At 60.3% G+C, this 20,306-nt stretch carries 12 protein-coding genes and 2 pseudogenes; 8 read left to right on the top strand and 6 right to left on the bottom strand.

Annotation, left to right across the window (positions count from 1 at the left end; translation table 11 throughout):
* Positions 1-35: 35 nt before the first annotated feature.
* Positions 36-683 (top strand): peptide-methionine (S)-S-oxide reductase MsrA, encoded by a 648-nt coding sequence (gene msrA, locus ACZRKZ_RS18950; RefSeq protein ID WP_463982422.1) that lies wholly within the window; start codon positions 36-38, stop codon positions 681-683.
* A gap of 73 nt (positions 684-756) precedes the next feature.
* Here the strand turns inward: msrA and ACZRKZ_RS18955 are convergent, their stop codons facing one another.
* A complete protein-coding gene (locus ACZRKZ_RS18955; protein WP_463982423.1) occupies positions 757-1,593 on the bottom strand; it encodes a 23S rRNA (adenine(2030)-N(6))-methyltransferase RlmJ in 837 nt (278 codons plus the stop codon).
* Positions 1,594-1,810: 217 nt separating this feature from the next.
* On the opposite strand from ACZRKZ_RS18955, the gene ACZRKZ_RS18960 reads away from it, so the two are divergent.
* The gene (locus ACZRKZ_RS18960; RefSeq protein ID WP_463982424.1) at positions 1,811-3,079 is read left to right on the top strand and encodes an O-acetylhomoserine aminocarboxypropyltransferase/cysteine synthase family protein; all 1,269 of its coding nucleotides are present in this window, start codon (positions 1,811-1,813) and stop codon (positions 3,077-3,079) included.
* Here the strand turns inward: ACZRKZ_RS18960 and ACZRKZ_RS18965 are convergent, their stop codons facing one another.
* The 3 genes from ACZRKZ_RS18965 to putP all read right to left on the bottom strand — a co-directional run bounded on the left by ACZRKZ_RS18965 (position 3,080) and on the right by putP (position 7,545).
* A complete protein-coding gene (locus ACZRKZ_RS18965) occupies positions 3,080-3,793 on the bottom strand; it encodes a DUF4123 domain-containing protein (RefSeq protein WP_463982425.1) in 714 nt (237 codons plus the stop codon).
* Complete coding sequence (locus ACZRKZ_RS18970) at positions 3,790-5,850, bottom strand: type VI secretion system Vgr family protein (protein ID WP_463982426.1); 2,061 nt, start codon at positions 5,848-5,850, stop codon at positions 3,790-3,792. Before ACZRKZ_RS18970 ends, ACZRKZ_RS18965 begins: the two co-directional genes overlap by 4 nt.
* A gap of 210 nt (positions 5,851-6,060) precedes the next feature.
* On the bottom strand, positions 6,061-7,545 hold the full coding sequence (gene putP, locus ACZRKZ_RS18975) for a sodium/proline symporter PutP (RefSeq protein WP_463969054.1): 1,485 nt from the start codon (positions 7,543-7,545) through the stop codon (positions 6,061-6,063).
* A 458-nt stretch (positions 7,546-8,003) separates the two neighbouring features.
* On the opposite strand from putP, the gene putA reads away from it, so the two are divergent.
* Together putA and ACZRKZ_RS18985 are read left to right on the top strand one after the other, a co-directional pair.
* Positions 8,004-11,957 carry a trifunctional transcriptional regulator/proline dehydrogenase/L-glutamate gamma-semialdehyde dehydrogenase gene (putA, locus tag ACZRKZ_RS18980; protein WP_463969053.1) on the top strand — a complete coding sequence of 1,318 codons (3,954 nt, stop codon included), beginning with the start codon at positions 8,004-8,006 and terminating at the stop codon, positions 11,955-11,957.
* Positions 11,958-12,114: 157 nt separating this feature from the next.
* Positions 12,115-13,917, top strand: coding sequence for an acyl-CoA dehydrogenase (locus tag ACZRKZ_RS18985; protein ID WP_463982427.1), 1,803 nt, complete (start codon positions 12,115-12,117; stop codon positions 13,915-13,917).
* A gap of 9 nt (positions 13,918-13,926) precedes the next feature.
* Here the strand turns inward: ACZRKZ_RS18985 and ACZRKZ_RS18990 are convergent, their stop codons facing one another.
* Entirely contained in the window at positions 13,927-14,229 is a 303-nt protein-coding gene (locus ACZRKZ_RS18990; protein ID WP_463969051.1) for a cell division protein ZapA, read from the bottom strand.
* Positions 14,226-14,456: a hypothetical protein gene (locus tag ACZRKZ_RS18995; protein ID WP_463969050.1), complete on the bottom strand. Its 231-nt coding sequence runs from the start codon at positions 14,454-14,456 to the stop codon at positions 14,226-14,228. The genes ACZRKZ_RS18990 and ACZRKZ_RS18995 overlap by 4 nt, the downstream gene beginning before the upstream one ends.
* A 289-nt stretch (positions 14,457-14,745) precedes the next feature.
* On the opposite strand from ACZRKZ_RS18995, the pseudogene ACZRKZ_RS19000 reads away from it, so the two are divergent.
* The 4 genes and pseudogenes from ACZRKZ_RS19000 to ACZRKZ_RS19015 form a co-directional block, all read left to right on the top strand.
* Positions 14,746-15,501 (top strand): annotated as a pseudogene (locus tag ACZRKZ_RS19000) (MCP four helix bundle domain-containing protein); the annotation flags it as partial.
* A complete protein-coding gene (locus tag ACZRKZ_RS19005) occupies positions 15,493-16,356 on the top strand; it encodes a methyl-accepting chemotaxis protein (RefSeq protein ID WP_463982432.1) in 864 nt (287 codons plus the stop codon). The pseudogene ACZRKZ_RS19000 and the gene ACZRKZ_RS19005, both read left to right, overlap by 9 nt.
* A gap of 124 nt (positions 16,357-16,480) precedes the next feature.
* Complete coding sequence (locus ACZRKZ_RS19010; protein ID WP_463982428.1) at positions 16,481-18,223, top strand: potassium/proton antiporter; 1,743 nt, start codon at positions 16,481-16,483, stop codon at positions 18,221-18,223.
* A gap of 82 nt (positions 18,224-18,305) precedes the next feature.
* Positions 18,306-20,306, top strand: a pseudogene (locus ACZRKZ_RS19015) (mechanosensitive channel MscK); the annotation flags it as partial.

A 20,306-nucleotide genomic window follows, 5' to 3' on the forward strand; every position in this document is an offset into this window, starting at 1 on the left:
ACTCTGTTAACTCAATCTGACTGAGAGGACTGATCATGGTCTTGCGCTCGGAAATCCTGGTGAACAAAAACGTGCTTCCCACTCAAGAACAAGCTTTGCCTGGCCGTGAAACCCCAATGACCTTGCCCGAGACACACTTCGTCAATGGCAACCCGCTGCTGGGCCCATTCCTGGACGATGTAGGCTTCGCGATCTTCGGCCTGGGCTGTTTCTGGGGCGCGGAACGCCGTTTCTGGCAGTACGAAGGCGTGGTCAGCACGGTGGTCGGCTATGCTGGCGGCTACACGCCGAACCCTACCTATGAAGAAGTCTGCTCGGGCCTGACCGGCCACAGCGAAGTGGTACTGGTGGTATATGACCAGGCCAAGGTCAAGTACGAAGACCTGCTGAAAATGTTTTGGGAACTGCACAACCCAACCCAGGGCATGCGCCAGGGCAATGACATCGGCAGCCAGTATCGTTCAGTGATCTACGCCACCACGCCTGAGCAGTTGGACGCAGCGAAGGCCAGTGCACAGGCTTATCAGAATGAGCTGAGCAAGGCTGGCCTGGGCACTATCACCACGGAAATCGAAGAGGCTCCGACTGTCTACTTCGCCGAGGCGTATCACCAGCAGTACCTGGCAAAGAATCCGGCCGGCTACTGCGGGATTGGCGGCACAGGCGTGACTTGTCCGATCTGAAGATCGGAGCTGCAAGTTTTAAGCTTCAAGCTGCAAGTAAGAGCAGGAACGCGCTTCTTGCAGCTTGAAGCTTTCATTCAGCAATGAGCCAATCCATCTGCCACCCACCCTGGGTTTGCCCAAGTTGCTTGGACAGCCATGGCAGCAGCTCTCGCAATTCTTCCTCCAGCCCCCACGGCGGATTGGCAATCGCCAAGCCCGAGCCGTTCAGGGTATTGGGCGTGTCCAGCGGATGCACCAGCAATTCCACCCGCAGCAACTTCGGCGCGCCGGTGCCGGCCAGGTCCTGGTAGAAGCGGCGCAACATGCGCTGGTCCTTGACCGGGTACCAGATCGCCGCGACGGTCTGACGCATACGGCCAATAGCTTCCTTGAGGGAGGCGGCACAGCGCTGCATCTCGTCGAGTTTTTCGAACGGCGGATCAATCAACATCAATGCACGTTTTTCCGGCACCGGCAGCAGTGCCCGCGGTACATGCCAGCCTTCGCCCAGGTGCACCTTGACCCGACGGTCGCCCTTCATGTTGTCCTTGAGCAACACACCGTCTTCGGGGTGTTTTTCATTGAGCAGCACGCGATCCTGCTGGCGAGTCAGGCGCCGCGCCAGCTCCGGCGAGCCTGGGTAGTAGCGCAACTGGCCATCCGGGTTCATTTCGTGCAGCACGCGCATGTAGTCGGCGGTCAGCGGCGGCAGGTCCGTCGCGTCCCATAGCCGGGCGATGCCTTCCAGATATTCACCGGTGCGGTTGGCCTGGTCGCCCTGAAGGTCGTACAGACCAATTCCGGCGTGGGTATCAAGATAGGCAAACGGCTGCTCCTTGCGCGACATCAGGGCGATGAGGCGGGTCAAGGTCAGGTGTTTGAAGACATCGGCGTGGTTGCCGGCGTGAAAGGCGTGACGATAATTCATGGTTGCTCCTGCGCAGGGGGCGAAGTTTACCTTTTACGCGGGCAAAGGTGCAGGGTTGCGCGCCAGGTGGTGCTTATATCGCAAACACAGGGGCATCTCTGAAAACAATCTAAATACAGCGCGGCAGCGCGCTTATTGTGGCGAGCGGGCTTGCCCGCGTTAGGCTGCGCAGTAGCCCCCAGTACAAAAACCATTTCCAAGGAGGTCAACAACTCTCATGAAAGACGCCACTATCGCCCTGCACCACGGCTTCAAGTCGGACCCGACCACCAAGGCCGTCGCCGTGCCGATCTACCAGAACGTCGCCTTCGAATTCGATAACGCCCAGCACGGCGCCGACCTGTTCAACCTGGATGTTCCCGGCAACATCTACACGCGGATCATGAACCCCACCAATGACGTGCTGGAACAACGCATGGCAGCCCTGGAAGGCGGGATTGCTGCCTTGGCCGTATCGGCTGGCAGCGCGGCGATTCATTATGCGATCCAGACCCTGACCCGCGCCGGCGACAACATTGTTACCACCCCACAGCTTTATGGCGGCACCTATACCCTGTTCGCCCACCTGCTACCGAGTTTCGGTGTCGACGTACGCTTTGCCCGAGACGATTCGGCCGAGGCCATCGCCGAGCTGATCGATGACAACACCAAGCTGGTGTACTGCGAAAGTATCGGCAACCCGGCGGGCAATATCATCGACATCGAAGCCCTGGCCGAAGTCGCCCACGCCCGTGGTGTACCGCTGATGGTGGACAACACCGTGGCCACGCCGATCCTGTGCAAGCCGATCCAGTTCGGCGCCGACATCGTCGTGCACTCGGTGACCAAATACGTTGGCGGCCACGGCAACTCCTTGGGTGGCGTGATCGTCGACAGCGGTACCTTTCCCTGGACGAAATATCCGGAAAAATTCCCCGGACTGAACCAGCCGGAGCCGGCCTATCACGGTGTGATCTACACCGAAAAATTCGGCCCGGCGGCGTTTATCGCCCGCGCCCGTACCGTACCGCTGCGCAACACCGGTGCGGCATTGGCACCGATGAACGCCTTCTTGCTGCTGCAAGGCTTGGAAACTCTGGCGCTGCGCATGGAGCGCCATACCGAGAACGCGCTGAAGGTTGCGCAGTTCCTGCAAGGTCATGCGCAAGTCGAGTGGGTCAGCTACGCCGGCCTGCCAGATCACCCACACCATCATCTGGCGCAGAAATACATGCAGGGCAAACCTTCGGCGATTCTGTCCTTCGGCTTGAAGGGCGGCTTTGATGCCGGCGTACGCTTCTACGATGCGCTGCAGATTTTCAAGCGCCTGGTGAACATCGGCGACGCCAAGTCCCTGGCTTGCCACCCTGCCTCCACGACACATCGGCAGATGAATGAGCAGGAACAGGCCAAGGCCGGCGTCAGGCCAGAAATGATTCGCCTGTCGGTAGGTATTGAAGCCATTGAAGACCTGATCGAAGACTTGCAGCAGTCGCTCAATGCCTGATCAACCCAGCTCGGCGGTGAGGTAGGCGGCCAACGCCCGCTGATCGCCGCCAGGCTTGCGCACAAAATACGCGGCCTTGTGCTTCAAGGTCGTGATCGCGAACGCCTGATACAGGTCCGGCAGCTCCTCTTCCAGCCATTGCAGCAGGTTGCCCACCAGAGGAGCGGTCGAATGCTCGCCCAACTGTTTGAGAACCTGTGGCGGAACCTCCCACCAAGGGCTTGCCCCCGCAGCGCCTGCCAATGCTCCGGCAACTGCATGGCGTTGACCATTGATCCAATACCTCCCGAATACGGGAATCACCCCGCCCGCCTCAGGCCCGAGCGCCTTCAGGACAGGCAGTAGATACGTCCCGTCCCAAAAGCGGAAAAACACCACCTGTCCCTCTGGCAACAGCACCTTGGTCAGGCTGCGCAGATGATCGACAACGGTTTGCAAAGGGCAGGACGATACGCCCAGCCAGCCCCAGTCGGCGGCCTCGCATTCAGCGACCCAATCAAGAAAGGGACTGTCAGTGGCAACCACCGCGACATAGGGCATGACCTCCTCCCACGCCCCATACTCGCTGTTGGCCCAGACGGAACTGGGTAAGCCGCCGCCGGCCAGCCGCCAGGCCTCAACCGGTTTGCATTGGCTGGCATTGCCCAATATGGCGAACAACTGCTCACCGGCCTGCAAAGGTTCGCGGGCCAGCCAATCACGAGGGCTGGTCATAAAGAGGCTCCGCTCAACGACGCGCCACGATGTGGCGGGGAGTTGCACACACCGTTCTTGCAGCGCTCGCACTCCTCACAAAACGGCGCGCTGCGCTTAAGGCTCACTACCTGTGCCGCGCTCAACGGCGCCGCCAGGACGGCCAACAAGGCCTTCTGGACACCTGGCAGCAATGGCGCAGTCACCAACCCTGCCTGGGGCGCACCGCCAATCTGAATCGGCGAGCTGCTGAAAATCCCGCCCGCCGACACCGTAATCCACTGGCCTCCCGCTTGCAGGGTCACGCTGGCGCCCCCGTCGACGACAATCTGCTGCCCGGCGCTCAAGTGGATCTGCTGCCCCGCCTGCAGCGAGTAACTGGCCAGTTGCACCTGCTGTGCCCCGGCAATCACCAGATGATCATCCTGCTTGAGTTCAGTCAGGCGATTGCCATGGGTAATGCGCTGTTCCTCACCGTGCAGTTCATGGCGCGATTGGCCACTGACCTTCACGCTGCGCCGGTTATCCACTTGCAGGCGCTGATCGTGCAGCACGTGCTGGGTCCAGTCGCGCTGGGCTCGCAGGTAGATTTCCTCGGCGCCCTTGCGGTCTTCGATGCGCAGTTCGTTGTAGCCACCGCCACCGGGACTGCTTTGGCTACGGAAGATGCTGCGGGTTTGGTCTGCCGGTAGATCCAGGGGCACCGGCGTCGTCGCGTTGGCCAGACAGCCAACCACCAGCGGCATATCGGCATCACCATTGATGAAACCGACCAACACCTCCATGCCCACTCGAGGGATCAACACTGCGCCGTAATGCTCATGAGCCCAACCGCTGGCAACCCGCAGCCAACAGCTTGAATGCTCGTCGTGTGCACCACCTCGGTTCCAGGCCAACTGCACCTTGACCCGACCGTATTCATCGCAATGAATTTCACTGTCCACAGGCCCGGTGACTACCGCGTTCTGGTACCCGCAGATCGGCGCACGAGGTGCCGGCAGAGGCGCACGAAATGGCACATCCCAAGGCGTGGCGGTGAATTGGTTGCGATAACCCTGACGCCAACCATCATCCGCCGTATCGGCAACAGACTCCTCCAACACCTGGGGTTGCTTACCCTCATGGGTCACCTGCGTCACCAGCCACAAATCATTCCACTCCTGGCGAGGGTGCCCTGCCAGCTTGAGAAACTGGCCGCTCACCAGCGACGACTGATCACCACTACCCTGAGCCAGCCGATAGTCGCTGCGGTGACGCTCCAGGGCGCGTTGCGCCAGGTATTTGCCGTGGGGGCGATCGGTAAAGTGGCCTGGATAATCGTGATCTTCCAGAGAAGGAAGCTGCTCACCTAGGACTTCGCTTTCCAGCTCCAGACGCGGTTTACGAAAGTCGTAATCGCGCAGGTTTACACCCGTTGTCCGGGTCTCCAGACGCACCGAAAAGCGGTTGATCACCGGTGTATCAGCCACCATCCCGGAACCGGGCGCGTATTGGGTTGGCTGGTCACCTTGGGCAAACACAGTCTGGTCATCACCAAACACCAACAGGTGGCCCTCAGGACGATGCTGGAAGTGATAGTGAATTCCCGACTCGGCACACAGCCGCTGAACAAACGCCAAATCGGTTTCATCGAACTGCACGCAGTACTCACGCTCGGGATAAATACCCCCCACCCGGAACTCAAAGGCATCGCTCTGAATGCCCTGCCCCTCCAGCACCAGCTCGATGATCTGTGGCACGCGCTTGTGCTGGAAAATACGCTGGTGGCTGCTGTGTTGCAGATAGGTCAACTGCGGCACCAGGCTGATCTGATAGCGGGTCAGCCGACGGCCCGAGTCACCTTGCGCGACTCGGTAGACCTGACCATGAATGCCATGCCCCTGAGCGTCGAAGCCAAGGAACGCCTGACGGTGCAGCAGGCTTTCCAGATCAAGGTCTGGCTGTTCGCTGACCAGCTCCAGATCAAAGCGGTAGGGCTGGCTGATGGCTTCCTCCCCTCTGAATTCGAGGACCTTGAGGTCGCTGGGTACACCATCGAGGATCAGGGTAAAGGCACTTTGATTGGCAGGAGCGAACATCCGGTGTTTCTCTGCGAGTGATAGGCGAGGGATTCTGCACCAGCCATTTACCGAACTGAACGCGCTGCGAGCAATTCAGTAAATCCCTACGCTGCGAGCGCCTGAGTCCTCGGATCACCCGCCTGAATCACGCCCATAAAAAACGGCCCGCCATCCAAAGAATGTGGGCCGTTTTCAATTCAGCGGGCAATCAATGCCCCACCAGAACCGTTACTTGTTGAGTTTGAAATCCTTCTCGGCCGCATCAAAGCGCTCGACCATGCCAGCACTCGGCGCGCCCATCTTGCTCACGAAGTAGATCGCCAGGCTGGCGAAGATGAAGCCTGGGATGATTTCGTACAGGCCGAGCAATTCAAAGTGCTTCCAGACGATCACGGTGATCGCACCGACCAGGATACCGGCCAGTGCGCCGTCACGGGTCATGCCTTTCCACAGGACCGAGATCAGCACCACAGGACCGAACGCAGCGCCGAAACCGGCCCAGGCGTAGCTAACCAGGCCCAGTACACGGTTTTCCGGGTTAGCAGCCATGGCGATGGCGATCAGCGCAACCAGCAGCACCATGATGCGGCCGACCCACACCAGCTCAACCTGGGAAGCGTTTTTGCGCAGGAAGGTTTTGTAGAAGTCTTCGGTCAGGGCGCTGGAGCACACCAGCAACTGGCAGCTCAAGGTACTCATCACTGCAGCCAGGATGGCCGACAGCAGCACGCCAGCGATCCATGGGTTGAACAGCAGCTTGGCCAGCTCGATGAACACCCGCTCAGGATTCTCGGTCACGGGACCGGCGACTTCCGGGTGTGCCGAGAAGTAGGCGATACCGAAGAAGCCCACCGCCACGGTGCCGCCCAGGCACAGGATCATCCAGGTCATGGAGATGCGACGGGCATTGGCAATCGACTTCACCGAATCCGCCGCCATGAAGCGCGCCAGGATGTGCGGCTGGCCGAAGTAACCCAGGCCCCAGCCCATCAGCGAGATGACGCCAATGAAGGTGGTGTTTTTCAGCATGTTGAAGTTGTCAGGGTTCTGCGCTTCGATCGCCAGGAAGGTGGTATCGACGCCGCCGGTGGCCAGCAGCACGATGATCGGCGTCAGCAACAGCGCGAAGATCATCAGCGTGGCTTGTACGGTGTCAGTCCAGCTCACGGCCAGGAAACCGCCGACAAAGGTGTAGGCGATGGTCGCAGCAGCACCGGCCCACAGCGCGGTCTCGTAGGACATGCCGAAGGTGCTTTCGAACAGGCGGGCACCGGCAACGATGCCGGAAGCGCAGTAAATGGTGAAGAACACCAGGATCACCACCGCTGAGATGATGCGCAGCAGACCACTTTTATCTTCGAAACGGCTGGAGAAGTAATCCGGCAGCGTCAGCGCGTCGCCGTTGTGCTCGGTCTGTACCCGCAGGCGACCGGCGACAAACAGCCAGTTTAGGTAGGCACCGACGATCAGGCCGATGGCGATCCAGCTTTCCGACAGGCCGGACATGTAGATCGCGCCGGGCAAGCCCATCAGCAACCAGCCGCTCATGTCCGAGGCACCGGCCGAGAGCGCGGTAACCACGCTGCCGAGGCTGCGACCGCCAAGAATGTAATCGGAAAGGTTGTTGGTGGAGCGATAGGCCATGAGGCCGATCAGCACCATTGCCGCGATGTAGATCACAAACGTGATCAAGGTAGGATTACTTACACTCATTGAGTTACGCCCTGGCATTGTTTTTATGTAGCGGCGGTCTGTCAGGACGGCCACCAACGATTAGGTTGGTAGACGAAGCTGCGTGCCGCGCATTTATGACTGACGTTTCCCCAGGAAAGCCATCAGCCGATGAACCGAACCTTGCAGCTGGTTGCACCTTGGCAGCGAATGCTATTCAACAAAGCAAATAAGGTGCAACCAGTTTTTTGAGAATAAGTTGCACCTCGATGTATTTTTCGGCAAACGGCTTGTTTTTGCTCCTTTTCGGAGCAAGAACAGCAAAATCCAGAAGCAAATGCACCAACAGAAGCCGATTTGGTCGAGTTTGAATTTTTTCCTGACGAGCAGCGCTCTTTTCCGAGAAAAAAGGGTTGCACCCGGTTGCACCTCTTTCAGCGCGAAGCTAATCTTGCCGCCAGCTAATGCCGCGCAGTAGTGGCACCCATGAGGATAAAAATATGGCTACGACCACCCTTGGGGTCAAACTTGATGACCCAACCCGCGAACGCCTCAAGGCCGCCGCGACCTCCATTGATCGCACGCCGCACTGGCTGATCAAGCAGGCAATTTTCAATTACCTGGAGAAACTTGAGGGTGGTGCAACCCTGAATGAGCTCAATGGCTTGAGCAGCAAGGACGCCGACGATGCCGGTGAGGTCCAGAACGACCACGCCCATCAGTGCTTCCTGGAGTTCGCCGAGAGCATCCTGCCGCAATCGGTACTGCGCGCCTCGATCACCGCCGCTTACCGCCGCCCTGAGCCGGAAGTGGTGCCGATGCTGATCGAGCAGGCTCGCCTGCCGCTGCAAATGGCTGAAGCCACCAACAAGCTGGCCGCCTCGATTGCCGAGAAACTGCGCAATCAGAAGAGCGCCGGCGGCCGGGCCGGTATCGTGCAAGGCCTGCTGCAAGAATTCTCCCTGTCGTCCCAGGAAGGCGTGGCACTGATGTGCCTGGCCGAAGCGCTGCTGCGCATCCCGGACAAAGGTACCCGTGACGCGCTGATCCGCGACAAGATCAGCACCGGCAACTGGCAGCCGCACCTGGGCAACAGCCCGTCGCTGTTCGTCAACGCTGCCACCTGGGGCCTGCTGCTGACCGGAAAACTGGTCGCCACCCACAACGAAACAGGCCTGACTTCGTCCTTGAGCCGCATTATCGGCAAGAGCGGCGAGCCGATGATCCGCAAGGGCGTCGATATGGCCATGCGCCTGATGGGTGAGCAGTTCGTCACCGGCGAAACCATCGCCGAAGCCCTGGCCAACGCCAGCAAGTTCGAAGCCATAGGCTTTCGTTATTCCTACGACATGCTCGGTGAAGCAGCCCTCACCGAACACGACGCGCAGAAGTACCTGGCCTCGTACGAACAAGCCATCCACTCGATCGGCAAAGCCTCCCACGGTCGCGGGATTTATGAAGGCCCGGGCATTTCCATCAAGCTTTCGGCACTGCACCCTCGCTATAGCCGCGCCCAATACGAGCGCGTGATGGACGAGCTGTACCCGCGCCTGCTGTCCCTGACGCTGCTGGCCAAACAATACGACATTGGCCTGAACATCGATGCCGAAGAAGCCGACCGCCTGGAGCTGTCGCTCGACCTGCTGGAGCGCCTGTGCTTCGAACCGCAACTGACCGGCTGGAACGGCATCGGCTTTGTGATCCAGGCTTATCAGAAGCGTTGCCCGCATGTGATCGACTACGTGATCGACCTGGCTCGTCGCAGCCGTCATCGCCTGATGATCCGCCTGGTAAAAGGCGCGTACTGGGACAGCGAAATCAAGCGCGCCCAAGTCGAAGGCCTGGAGGGCTACCCGGTGTACACCCGCAAGGTGTACACCGACGTTTCCTACATTGCCTGCGCACGCAAACTGCTGTCGGTGCCGGAAGTCATCTACCCACAGTTCGCCACCCACAACGCCCACACCCTATCGGCGATCTACCATCTTGCCGGTCAGAACTATTACCCCGGCCAGTACGAGTTCCAATGCCTGCACGGCATGGGTGAACCACTGTACGAACAAGTTGTAGGCAAAGTTTCCGAAGGCAAGTTGAACCGTCCGTGCCGCGTGTACGCACCAGTCGGTACTCACGAAACACTGTTGGCGTACCTGGTGCGTCGCCTGCTGGAAAACGGCGCGAACACTTCGTTCGTCAACCAGATCGCCGATCAGTCCATCTCGATTCAGGCGCTGGTGGCCGATCCAGTGGCCAGCATCGAGCGGATGGCGACGCAGGAAGGCGGCCTCGGCCTGCCGCACCCGCGTATCCCGCTGCCGCGTGACCTGTATGGTGCCGAGCGCGCCAACTCCGCGGGCATCGACCTGGCCAACGAACACCGTCTGGCGTCGCTGTCCTGCGCCCTGCTGGCTTCCGCGCATAACAACTGGAAAGCCGCACCGATGCTCGGTTGCCCGTCGAGCAACGAAGCTGCTGCTCCGGTACTGAACCCGTCCGACCACCGTGACGTGGTTGGCCACGTGCAGGAAGCGACCGTCGAAGACGTCGACAACGCCATCCAGTGCGCCCTGCAAGCCGCGCCGATCTGGCAGGCCACTCCGCCCGCCGAACGCGCCGCGATCCTTGAGCGTGCCGCCGACTTGATGGAAGGCGAGATCCAGCCGCTGATGGGCCTGCTGGCCCGCGAAGCCGGCAAGACCTTCGCCAACGCCATCGCCGAAGTGCGCGAAGCCGTGGATTTCCTGCGTTACTACGCGGTGCAGGCACGCAACGATTTCACCAACGATGCCCACCGCCCATTGGGCCCAGTGGTCTGCATCAGCCCGTGGAACTTCCCGCTGGCGATTTTCAGTGGCCAAGTGGCTGCCGCATTGGCCGCCGGCAACCCGGTACTGGCCAAGCCTGCGGAACAAACGCCGCTGGTCGCCGCCCAGGCCGTGCGCCTGTTATTGGAAGCCGGTATCCCGCAAGGCGTGCTGCAACTGCTGCCGGGCCAGGGCGAAACCGTCGGTGCCCGCCTGGTGGGTGATGATCGCGTCAAGGGCGTGATGTTCACCGGCTCCACCGAAGTCGCGCGCTTGCTGCAACGCAATGTCGCTGGTCGCCTGGATGCCCAGGGCCGTCCGATTCCGCTGATCGCCGAAACCGGTGGCCAGAACGCAATGATCGTCGACTCCTCGGCGCTGACGGAACAAGTGGTCATCGACGTGGTGTCCTCGGCCTTTGACAGTGCCGGTCAACGCTGCTCGGCCCTGCGCGTACTGTGCTTGCAGGAAGATTCGGCAGATCGCGTGATCGAAATGCTCAAAGGCGCGATGGCTGAATGCCGCCTCGGCAACCCTGAGCGCCTGTCCGTAGATATCGGCCCGGTGATCGACGCCGAAGCCAAGGCTGGCATCGAGAAGCATATCCAGGCCATGCGCGACAAAGGTCGCAACGTGTACCAGGTAGCGATTGCCGACGGCGAAGAAGTCAAACGCGGCACCTTCGTGATGCCAACCCTGATCGAACTGGAAAGCTTCGACGAGCTGCAACGGGAGATTTTCGGCCCGGTGCTGCACGTGGTGCGCTACAAGCGCAAAGAGATCGACCAACTGATCGCACAGATCAATGCGTCCGGCTACGGCCTGACCCTGGGCGTGCACACCCGTATCGACGAGACCATCGCCAAGGTGATCGACAACGTCCATGCCGGTAACGTCTACGTCAACCGCAACATCGTCGGTGCCGTGGTCGGCGTGCAGCCATTTGGCGGCGAAGGTTTGTCGGGTACGGGGCCGAAGGCTGGTGGCCCGCTGTACCTGTACCGTCTGTTGTCGACTCGCCCTACGGACGCGATCGAGCAATCCTTCGTTCGTGGGGATGCACTGGCCGCACCGGATGTTCGCCTGCGCGATGCCATGAGCAAGCCTTTGAGCGCCCTGCAAGCCTGGGCTGACAGCAGCAAACTGGCGGAACTGAGTACGCTGTGCGTGCAGTTCGCCGCGCAATCGCAAAGCGGTATCACCCGCCTGCTGGCTGGCCCGACTGGCGAGCGCAACAGCTACGCAATCCTGCCCCGTGAGCACGTATTGTGCCTGGCGGAAGTGGAAGGCGATTTGCTCGCACAACTGGCTGCCGTGCTGGCTGTAGGCAGCTCGGCGGTATGGCCGGAAGCTGAATTGACCAAGGCACTGTTCGCACGTTTGCCAAAGGAGATTCAAGCGAAGATCAAGCTGGTGGCCGACTGGACCAAGGACGAAACCGTGTTCGATGCCGTCCTGCATCACGGCGACTCCGACCAACTGCGCGGGGTTTGCCAGCAAGTGGCCAAGCGTGGCGGGGCGATTGTTGGGGTTCATGGCTTGTCTTCGGGTGAAACCGGGATTGCCCTGGAGCGCCTGGTGATTGAGCGGGCGTTGAGTGTTAACACCGCTGCGGCGGGCGGTAACGCCAGCTTGATGACTATCGGTTAAATAAAGTGCTTGTTGTGGCGAGCGGGCTTGCACGCTCGCCACAATGACTCGCGCCCATCATCGCCTCGTTCTGCCCCTCCATCACCCACATCAATCTTGCTATCCAGCCTCTATTTGCGCACTTAGACTCGGCCCATTCCCACACAGGTAAGCCGCCATGTCCGAGATGCTGCTCAGTTCCCGCAATCTGGCTTTCGAGCTGTACGAAGTCCTCGATGCCGAGGGTCTGACCCAGCGCGAGCGGTTTGCCGAACACAACCGCGAAACCTTCGACGCCGCCATCGGCACCGCCCGCAGCATTGCCGAGAAGTTCTTTGCCCCGCACAACCGCAAGGGTGACGAGAACGAGCCGCGCTATGAAAACGGTCAGGCGATTCTGATTCCCGAAGTAAAACCGGCCGTCGATGCTTTCCTCGAAGCAGGCTTTCTCAACGCCGCCCGCAGTTTCGAAGCCGGTGGCATGCAGTTGCCAACCTTACTGTCCCAAGCCTGTTTCGCCCACTTCCAGTCGGCCAATGCCGCCTCGACCTCGTATCCATTCCTGACCATGGGCGCAGCCAACCTGATCGAAAGCTTCGGCACCGAGGAGCAGAAACAACGCTTCCTGCAACCCATGATCGAGGGCCGTTTCTTCGGCACCATGGCCTTGACCGAGCCCCACGCTGGTTCATCGCTATCGGATATCCGCACCCGCGCGGAGCCTGTGGCTGACGGCACTTACCGACTCAAGGGCAATAAGATCTTTATCTCTGGCGGCGATCACCCACTGTCGGAAAACATCGTACATATGGTGCTGGCCAAGCTGCCGGACGCGCCAGCCGGAGTGAAGGGCATTTCGCTGTTTATCGTGCCCAAATTCCTGGTCAACGACGACGGCAGCCTGGGCAAACGCAATGACGTGCTGCTGGCCGGGCTGTTCCACAAGATGGGCTGGCGCGGCACCACGTCCACGGCGCTGAATTTCGGCGATAACGGCGACTGCGTCGGCTATCTGGTGGGTAAGCCTCATCAAGGCCTAAGCTGCATGTTCCAGATGATGAACGAAGCGCGGATCGGTGTTGGCATGGGCGCGGTGATGCTCGGTTACGCCGGCTACCTGTATTCACTGGAGTACGCCCGCGAGCGTCCGCAAGGCCGCCTGCCGGACAGTAAAGACCCGAACACCGCGCCGGTCTCGATCATCCAGCACGCCGATATCAAGCGCATGCTGCTGACGCAAAAGGCTTACGTGGAGGGCGCCTTCGACCTGGGTCTGTACGCGGCGCGGCTGTTTGATGACACCACCACCCTGGCGACCGAAACGGAGCGCAAGCAGGCCCATGAGCTGCTGGACTTGCTGACGCCCATCGTCAAATCGTGGCCATCGGAGTTTTGCCTGAAGGCCAACGAACTGGCGATCCAGATCCTCGGCGGCCATGGCTACACCCGTGAGTACCCGGTGGAGCAGTACTACCGCGATAACCGCCTGAACCCGATCCATGAAGGTACCCATGGCATTCAGTCCCTGGATTTGCTCGGGCGCAAACTGGCGCAAAACGGCGGCGCGGGTTTGAAGCAACTGATTCGCCTGATCGCCGAGACCGGCGCTAGGGCGCAAAAATATCCGTCACTCACAGCGCTACGCGATCCTTTGGAACAACTGGTGACGCGCCTGCAGAGCGTTACCCTCGGGTTGTTGACCGACCTCGCCCAGGGCAAGGTCAGCAGCAGCCTGGCGAACTCGGCCCTGTACCTGAAAGTATTCGGGCATACGGTGATCGGCTGGCGCTGGCTGGAACAGGCGATTCGTGCCGAGGAAGGACTAGAGAAGGGCAATGCAGCGGATATCGCCTTCTATAAAGGCAAGCTGCAAGCGGCCCGGTACTTCCTGACCTGGGAAGTACCGGGCTGCCATCATGAACTGGCGATTCTTGAGGCACGGGATGATACGTGCCTGGGTATGCAGGATGAGTGGTTTTAACCGGGCAAATCAGGGTTGCCCGATGGCCTTGGAAATCACCTCGACCGTGGCGCTGACTTGCTCTTGGTAACGGTCGAGTGCCTGCTGGTGACCCTTTTGCATTTCGATCTGCTCGGCGCACAGGTTCAACGCCGCCAGCACCAGTAATTTGTCACCGATCAGGGTCGGGTACTTTTTCTTGGTGGTGGCCAATGACGCCTTGAGCATCGTCACGGCGCTCATCAGGGTGCTGCCTTCCCCGTCAGGAGCCTTGATCGAATAATCCTCACCGAGAATCGAAACGACCTTTATCCCCTCGGTGCCCTGATTCATGCGCTGACAGGACCTGCGCTCACACGCTCAACCAACGCTTGAATACGCGCGGCGGCGGCGCCCTGCTTTTCTTCCTGTTCCATCAGGTTCAGTTGCAGGCTGTCGTTCTCATCCTTAATGCGGGCCATTTCTGCCTTGAGGCTTTCATGGGTGCCCAGCAGGTCTTGGTTCTGCTGTACGAGGTCACTGACAAGTTGTTCCAGCTGGCTGAGGGATGCTTCTAACATTTTGATTTCTCGGGCTTTTTAAAAGGGCGGTGACAATAAAGAAAATTCACCTTGGAAGCCAGGGATATCCTGGCGCGGGGCCTTGATTATACGGGTCAAGCCACGCTTTGGAGCCTTAGTGACTGCTTTTGTGCCATCTGGTTCCTGAATCCACTCCAACACCCCTCAGCTGCGACAAAAGCGCACACCCCATCAAGACTTTAGTCGTATGACCGATAGGTCATGGACAACCCGTCTCAAAGCGCGCCGATCGCGCTTTCCCCAGGATCACAGCATGTCCCTTCGTAATATGAATATCGCTCCGCGGGCGTTTCTCGGCTTCGCGCTCATTGGTGCGCTCATGTTGTTTCTCGGTATATTCGCCCTGAACCAGATGAGCAAGATTCGCGCGGTGACCGAAGACATCACCTCGAACAGCGTGCCAAGCATCCGCGCCCTGGATGAGTTCACTCAGTTGACCCTGCGTTTGCGGGTGCTGTCCTACCGCTTGCTGACCAATCGCGAGCCGGATGTGCAGCAAAAGACCCTGGAAGCCTTTGAACTGCGCAATCAGCAGATCCGTACTGCCCAGGGCGTCTACGAAAAACTGATTGAAAGCAGCGAAGAGCGTGCGACTTACGATGAGTACGTGCGCCTGCTGAGCCAGTACCACCAGATTGAAGAACGGATGAAGAGCCTGTCCCGGACCAATCAGGTAGAAGAGCTGCGCGCACTGCTCAACACCGAGCTGCTGAACAACTCCGAACAGGTCAATGCCGTCCTGACCCGCCTGCTGGACATCAACAACCGGATGGCCATCGCCAGCAACCAGCAGGCCGCAGAGCAATACGACTCGGCCTTCAACCTGGTGGTGGCCTTGTTGCTCCTGGCCACCGCGCTGACCATGCTGTTCGCCTGGCTGTTGACCCGCAGCATCACTCAGCCAATTGCCCAGGCCTTGAGCGCCGCCGAAGACATCGCCGAAGGCAACCTGACGCGACCAATCAAGGTCGATGGCGACGACGAAGCCGGACGCTTGCTGCTCGCCATGTCGAAGATGCAGGAAAAATTGCGCGACACCTTGCAGCGTATTTCCGGCTCGGCCACCCAGTTGGCCTCCGCCGCTGAAGAACTGAATGCCGTCACCGATGAAAGCGCCCGTGGCCTGACCCAGCAGAACAACGAAATCGAACAGGCCGCCACCGCTGTCAACGAAATGACCAGCGCCGTCGAAGAAGTGGCCCGCAATGCGGTGAGCACTTCCGAGGCCTCGAAAAATGCCACGTCCTCCGCCGGTGATGGCCGGGACCTGGTGCAGGAAACCGTCAGTGCCATCGAGCGCATGAGCAGCGATGTGCAGGCGACCGCCACATTGATTGGCAACCTGGCGGAAGAGTCCCGGGATATCGGCAAGGTGCTGGACGTCATTCGTGGCCTCGCCGACCAGACCAATCTGTTGGCATTGAACGCAGCGATTGAAGCAGCCCGCGCCGGGGAAGCCGGTCGTGGATTTGCTGTGGTTGCCGATGAAGTGCGCGCCCTGGCCCATCGCACCCAGCAGTCCACCAGCGAAATCGAGCGGATGATCGGCAGCATTCAATCCGGCACCGAACATGCGGTGAATTCGATGCGCAACAGCACCGAACGCGCCGAGTCGACGCTGAACATCGCCAAAGGCGCGGGGATGTCCCTGGACACCATCAACACCGCCATCGTCGAGATCAACGAACGTAACCTGGTGATCGCCAGCGCTGCCGAAGAACAGGCGCAGGTGGCCCGTGAGGTAGATCGCAATCTGGTGAACATTCGTGATTTATCGGTGCAATCGGCTACGGGCGCCAGCCAGACCAGTGCGGCGAGTAGTGAGCTGTCGCGTTTGGCGGTGGATTTGAATGGGATGGTGGGGCGGTTCCGCCTTTAATTGAACTGAACGCCCACCCTCAAAACCTTTTTGACAGCGCAGCAATTCAACAGGTTAGAATCGCTGGCACGCAGACTGCATGGTCAGTTTGCGCCCAGTCTTTCTTACTCATGGAGTACCGCCTTTGAATGCGACGACCATCAACAGCCTGTTCTTGATCGGCGCGTTGCTGGTAGGTGCGAGCATTCTGGTGAGTTCTCTTTCGTCCCGCCTGGGTATCCCGATCCTGGTGATCATCCTGGCCGTGGGCATGCTCGCCGGCGTCGATGGCGGCGGCATCATCTTCGATAACTACCCGACCGCCTATCTGGTGGGCAACCTGGCCCTGGCAGTGATCCTGCTGGACGGCGGCTTGCGCACAAGGGTGGCGAGTTTTCGTGTGGCACTGTGGCCGGCCTTGTCGCTGGCGACAGTGGGGGTGTTGATTACCACCGGCCTCACCGGGATGGCCGCCGCTTGGCTGTTCGACCTCAACATCATCCAGGGCCTGCTGATCGGCGCCATCGTCGGCTCAACGGATGCGGCAGCAGTGTTCTCACTGCTGGGCGGCAAGGGCCTGAACGAACGGGTCACCGCCAGCCTGGAAATCGAATCCGGCAGCAACGACCCGATGGCGGTGTTTCTCACCGTGACCCTGATCGACATGCTCGCCAGCGGCCAGACCGGTTTGCACTGGAGCCTGCTGGGCCACCTGATCCGCGAGTTCGGCATTGGCGGCTTCATCGGCTTGGGTGGTGGCTGGCTGATGCTGCAGATGGTCAACCGGATCAACCTGGCCAACGGCCTGTACCCAATCCTGGTGATTGCCGGCGGCCTGTTTATCTTCGCCATGACCAACGCCCTGCACGGCAGCGGCTTCCTCGCCGTGTACCTATGCGGCCTGGTGATCGGCAATCGTCCGGTGCGCAGCCGTCATGGCATCCTGCATATGCTCGACGGCATGGCCTGGCTGGCGCAGATCGGCATGTTCCTGGTGCTGGGCCTGCTGGTCACGCCTCATGACTTGCTGCCCATCGCCCTGCCGGCCCTGGGCCTGGCGCTGTGGATGATCCTCTTTGCACGGCCGCTGTCGGTGATGGTCGGCCTGCTGCCGTTCAAGGCCTTCCATGATCGCGAGAAAGCCTTTATCGCCTGGGTTGGCCTGCGCGGGGCGGTGCCGATCATTCTGGCGGTGTTCCCGCTGATGGCCGGCCTGCCCCACGCCCAGCTGTACTTCAACCTGGCGTTCTTTATCGTGCTGGTGTCGTTGCTGGTGCAGGGCACCAGCCTGCCGTGGGTCGCCAAATTGCTGAAAGTGACGGTACCGCCGGAGCCTGCGCCGATTTCCCGGGCAGCCCTGGAAGTGCACGTCACCAGCGAGTGGGAGCTGTTCGTCTACCGTCTCGGTGCGGAGAAATGGTGCATCGGGGCCGCCCTTCGCGAGCTGAAAATGCCCGAAGGTACGCGCATCGCCGCGCTGTTTCGCGGCCAACAACTGCTCCATCCGTCGGGTAGTACGGTGCTGGAAGTCGACGATTTGCTCTGCGTGATCGGCCATGAACACAACCTCGCGGCCCTCGGAAAACTGTTCAGCCAAGCACCGCAACGGGGCCTAGACCTACGCTTCTTCGGCGACTTCGTATTGGAAGGCGACGCCCAGCTGGGCGCGGTTTCGGCACTGTACGGGCTCAAGCTTGAAGGCATCGATCCGGACATGCCGCTGAGCCGCTTCATCACCCAGAAAGTCGGTGGCGCTCCGGTAGTGGGTGACCAGGTGGAGTGGAACAACACCATTTGGACCGTCGCAGTGATGGACGGGAACAAGATCGGCAAAGTCGGCGTCAGATTCCCCGAAGGAAGTCGCCCGGGTCCCGGGCTCTTCCTCTAAACTCTGCCTGTAAATTTCGGTGCGATGACGCGCATTCGACGTCAGGACACCCCTTATTCTTCACCTAGCTCGACCGGTATCCATGACAACCCTGCGCACTTTTTTAGCTACCGCCCTGCTTGGCTTAAGCCTTTGTGTCAGCGCCGTACACGCCGCCGACCCGCCCAGCGTCGACGCTGTCCAGCAAACCCTGGACAAGCTGCCTGACCGCAAGTTGCCCGATGCAGACATGAAGGCCCTGCAAGCGATCCTGCAGCAAACCCTGACGCTGCTCGGCAACAAGCAGGATTACGAGCAGCGCCTGGCCGACCTCAAGCGCCAGTTGGCAGACGCCCCGCGCCAGACCACGGAAAACCAGCGCGAGCTGACCCGGCTCAAGGCCACCAAGGTAATTCCGGTCGCCCAGCGCTATGCCACCTTGCCCATCCCTCAACTCGAACAACTGTTGGTGCAGCGCACCACCCAGCAAGGCGACCTGCAAAAGGAGCTGGCCGACGCCAATAGCCTGACCATCGCCGCCCAGACTCGCCCCGAGCGCGCCCAGACCGAAATCAGCAGCAGCCAGACGCGCATCCAGCAAATCAACACCATCCTCAAGGCCGGCAAGGACAACGGTAAAAGCCTCAGCGGCGACCAGCGCAATCAGCTGAACGCCGAACTGGCGGCCCTCAACGCCTTGATCCCGCTGCGTCGCCAGGAACTGGCGGGCAACAGCCAATTGCAGGACCTGGGTAACAGCCAACAGGACCTGGTCCAGGAAAAAACTGTGCGCCTGGAGCAAGAAATCCAGGACCTGCAAACCCTGATCAACCAGAAACGCCTGGCCCAGTCCCAGGAAACCGTCACCCAACAGTCCATCGAAGCACAGAAGTCCGGCGGCAGCAGCCTGCTGACGACCGAAAGTGCGGCCAACCTGAAGCTGTCCGACTACCTGCTCAAAAGCACCGACCGCCTCAATGAACTGACCCAGCAGAACCTGCAAACCAAGCAGCAACTGGATACCGTGACCCAAAGCGACTCGGCACTGGATGAGCAGATCAACGTGCTCAAGGGCAGCCTGTTGCTGTCGAAGATTCTCTATAAACAGAAGCAGGCATTACCGCGCCTGAAGGTCGACCGCGACCTGGCGGACGACATCGCCAACATTCGCCTGTATCAGTTTGAGGTCAACCAGCAGCGCGAGTTGATCAACCCGCCCAGCGCCTACGTCGACAACCTGCTGGCGACCCAGACGGCCGACCAGGTCACCCCGCAACTGCGCCGCACCCTGCTGGAACTGGCCATCACCCGCGCCGACCTGCTGGAACGGCTGAACCGCGAACTGAGCGCCGCCCTCAACGAATCCATCACCCTGCAACTGAACCAGAAGCAGCTGTTCAGCACCGCTTCCAGCCTGCGGGCGACCCTCGACGAACAGATGTTCTGGATACCCAGCAACAAGCCGCTGGACGTCGAATGGCTGGAAACAGTGCCCAAGCGCCTGGAAAAACAAGTCACCACCCTGCCCTGGGCCTCCAGCATCAGCGAGCTCTACGACGGCCTGACCCAGCGCCCACTGCTGTTCCTGCCGCTGTTGCTGTTGATCGGCGCGCTGTTGTGGCGACGCAGCCACCTGTACGACCGACTGAAAAAGTTCCACCTGGACATCGGCCACTTCAAGCGTGACAGCCAATGGCACACGCCGATGGCGATCCTGGTGAATATCCTGCTGGCAATGCCCGTGGCGCTGGCCTTGGCGCTATGCGGCTATGCCCTGCAAATCGACGCCCGTGGGCAAAACGCCAACCTTGGCGTGGCCCTGTTGCAGATCGCCCAGGCGTGGCTGGTGTTCTACACCGCCTATCGGATCCTGGCGCCGGGCGGCGTGGCCGAACTACATTTTCGCTGGGAAAAACCCCAGGTTGAATTCCTCCAAGGCTGGATTCGCAAACTGGGGCTGGTGGTACTGGCGCTGGTGGCCGTGGTGGCCATCGCCGAGCATCAACCGGCGGCACTGGCTGACGATGTGCTGGGCATCGCCGTGGTACTGACCTGCTACGCGCTGATGGCGTGGCTGCTCAGTCGCCTGCTGCTCAACAGCCCG

This window comes from Pseudomonas sp. c313, assembly GCF_055407145.1.

Bases quoted from the DNA above. Each gene is read 5' to 3' on its own strand.
- msrA (WP_463982422.1), top strand. From the start codon at position 36: ATGGTCTTGCGCTCGGAAATCCTGGTGAACAAAAACGTGCTTCCCACT.
- ACZRKZ_RS18960 (WP_463982424.1), top strand. From the start codon at position 1,811: ATGAAAGACGCCACTATCGCCCTGCACCACGGCTTCAAGTCGGACCCG.
- ACZRKZ_RS19005 (WP_463982432.1), top strand. From the start codon at position 15,493: ATGCAGGAAAAATTGCGCGACACCTTGCAGCGTATTTCCGGCTCGGCC.
- ACZRKZ_RS18990 (WP_463969051.1), bottom strand. From the start codon at position 14,229: ATGAATCAGGGCACCGAGGGGATAAAGGTCGTTTCGATTCTCGGTGAG.
- putP (WP_463969054.1), bottom strand. From the start codon at position 7,545: ATGAGTGTAAGTAATCCTACCTTGATCACGTTTGTGATCTACATCGCG.
- putA (WP_463969053.1), top strand. From the start codon at position 8,004: ATGGCTACGACCACCCTTGGGGTCAAACTTGATGACCCAACCCGCGAA.
- ACZRKZ_RS18995 (WP_463969050.1), bottom strand. From the start codon at position 14,456: ATGTTAGAAGCATCCCTCAGCCAGCTGGAACAACTTGTCAGTGACCTC.
- ACZRKZ_RS18985 (WP_463982427.1), top strand. From the start codon at position 12,115: ATGTCCGAGATGCTGCTCAGTTCCCGCAATCTGGCTTTCGAGCTGTAC.
- ACZRKZ_RS18970 (WP_463982426.1), bottom strand. From the start codon at position 5,850: ATGTTCGCTCCTGCCAATCAAAGTGCCTTTACCCTGATCCTCGATGGT.
- ACZRKZ_RS18965 (WP_463982425.1), bottom strand. From the start codon at position 3,793: ATGACCAGCCCTCGTGATTGGCTGGCCCGCGAACCTTTGCAGGCCGGT.
- ACZRKZ_RS18955 (WP_463982423.1), bottom strand. From the start codon at position 1,593: ATGAATTATCGTCACGCCTTTCACGCCGGCAACCACGCCGATGTCTTC.